At 96.6% G+C, this 233-nt stretch carries 1 protein-coding gene; it reads right to left on the bottom strand.

What is annotated here, in order from left to right:
* Positions 1 to 233: hypothetical protein (locus P9230_RS32505; protein WP_278121779.1), on the bottom strand; the 233-nt coding region annotated here is incomplete at both ends.

Genomic DNA, 233 nt, shown 5'->3' with positions numbered 1-233 from the left:
CGTAGCGCCTCTGGCAGCTGCAGCGTCCGGGCGCGGGGGGGGGGGGGGGGCCGCCGCGGGCGGGGGGGGGGGGCCCCCCCCGCCCGCCCCCCGGGGGGGGGGGGGGGGGGGGGGGGGGGGCGGGCCGCCCGCCCGCGGGGGGGGGGGGGGGGGGGCGGGCGCCGCGCCCCCCCCCCCCCCCCCGCCGGCCCCGCGGGGGGGGGGGGGGGGGGGCGGGCGGCCGCGGCCGGGGC

It is taken from the genome of Mesorhizobium sp. WSM4887 (assembly GCF_029625865.1).
In the GTDB taxonomy this organism is placed as follows: Bacteria; Pseudomonadota; Alphaproteobacteria; order Rhizobiales; family Rhizobiaceae; genus Mesorhizobium.
The sequence above is the reverse complement of the archived record's forward strand: the minus strand, read 5'-3'. Positions and strand labels throughout refer to the sequence as shown.